The organism is uncultured Limnohabitans sp., from assembly GCF_937889215.1.
GTDB lineage: Bacteria > Pseudomonadota > Gammaproteobacteria > Burkholderiales > Burkholderiaceae_C > Limnohabitans_A.
On sequence record NZ_CALBEX010000072.1, the window covers coordinates 1 to 1,778 of the forward strand.

At 60.4% G+C, this 1,778-nt stretch carries 1 protein-coding gene; it reads right to left on the bottom strand.

Annotated elements, in window-relative coordinates:
• A partial coding sequence (gene dnaE / locus Q0341_RS01680; RefSeq protein WP_299510109.1) for a DNA polymerase III subunit alpha occupies positions 1–1,649 on the bottom strand: 1,649 nt, incomplete at its 3' end.
• Positions 1,650–1,778 lie beyond the last annotated feature (129 nt).

A 1,778-nucleotide genomic window follows, 5' to 3' on the forward strand; every position in this document is an offset into this window, starting at 1 on the left:
CCCGGCTGTTGGTACAGCGGGCAAAAGTCCGTCAGCTTGCCCGGCGCGATCAGCACGCCCCCAGCGTGCATACCCACGTTGCGGGTCATGCCTTCGAGCTTTTGCGCCAGCTCGATCAGGGTCTTCACGTCCTCTTCGCGCTCAATGCGCTCAGACAAGATCGGCTCCATGGCAATGGCGTAGTTGTTTTTGTCACCGTCTTTGGGCGTGGCAGGCGGGTACTGCAACGTGACCGACATGCCCGGTTTGTTGGGGATCAGTTTGCTGATGCCGTCGCAAAAGGTGTAGCTCATGTCCAGCACGCGGCCCACATCGCGGATGGCCGCACGGGCGGCCATGGTGCCAAAAGTGACAATCTGGCTGACCGCCTCGCGGCCGTACTTTTGCTTCACGTACTCGATCACCCGGTCGCGGTTGGTCTGGCAAAAGTCAATGTCGAAGTCGGGCATGGACACCCGCTCCGGGTTCAAGAACCGCTCGAACAGCAGGTTGTACTGCAAGGGGTCGAGGTCGGTGATCTTCAAAGCGTAGGCCACCAAAGAGCCTGCACCCGAGCCCCGGCCCGGGCCAACCGGACAACCGTTGGCCTTGGCCCACTGGATGAAGTCGCCCACGATCAAGAAGTAGCCGGGAAAGCCCATCTTCAAAATGGTGTTCAGCTCGAACTCCAAACGGTCAACATAACGCTGGCGCTCGGCTTCGCGCTGACTCTGTGCCGGGTAAAGGTGCAGCAGCCGCGCGGCCAGACCTTCGTGCGACACATGGCGGAAGTAATCCTCCACCGACATCACCACCCCATTCACGGGCGGAATCGGAAAATTGGGCAGCTGCGGCTTGCCCAACACCAAGCTCAGGTTGCAGCGTTGGGCAATTTGCAAGGTGTTGGCCAAGGCGCTGGGCACATCGGCGAACAAGTTGCACATCTCCTGGCTTGACTTGAAATACTGGTCGCGGGTAAAGCGGCGCACCCGTCTGGGGTTGGCCAGAATTTCACCTTCAGAGATGCAGACACGCGCCTCGTGGGCCTCGTAATCGTCGGGGCCATGAAACTGCACCGGGTGCGTGGCCACCACGGGCAAGTGCAAACGAGCCGCCAGTGCCACCGCGCCAGCCACCTGCGGCGCATCTTCGGGGCGGCCCGCGCGTTGCAACTCGAGGTAAAAACGGTGCGGAAAGATCGAGCCCAGCTGCAGCGCCACATCGGCCGCTTTGTCGTTGTCGCCCTGTACGATGGCCTGCCCCACCGGACCCGCCTGGGCCCCTGAAAGCAAGATCAAACCGTCTGACAGCTCTTTGAGCCAAACCAGCTTGACCACCGCCACCGCTTTGACAATGTTTTGCGTCCAGGCTCGGGCCAGCAACTCACACAGGTTCAGATAGCCCTGGTGGTTTTGCACCAACAGCACCACCCGGCTGGTGGCACCCAAATCGCCTCCCAAGCCTTCGAGGTTGATTTCTGCACCGATGATCGGCTTGACCCCCTTGCCCCGCCCTTCCTTGTAGAACTTGACGGTGCCAAAGAGGTTGTTCAGATCGGTGATGGCCAGCGCAGGCTGGGCGTCCTTGGCCGCCATCTTGACCACATCATCGATGCGGCAAGTGGAGTCAACGACAGAGAATTCGGTGTGAAGGCGCAGGTGAACGAACATAGGTTGTCATTGTAGGAGGTCCCCTGCCCGCGAAACTCAGTCGCGCAAGACCTGCAACACCTCAGAGCGAAACTCGCGTCCGTAAAGAATCAACACCACCAAGGCCGTGGCCAGCACCAGTGCCATGGG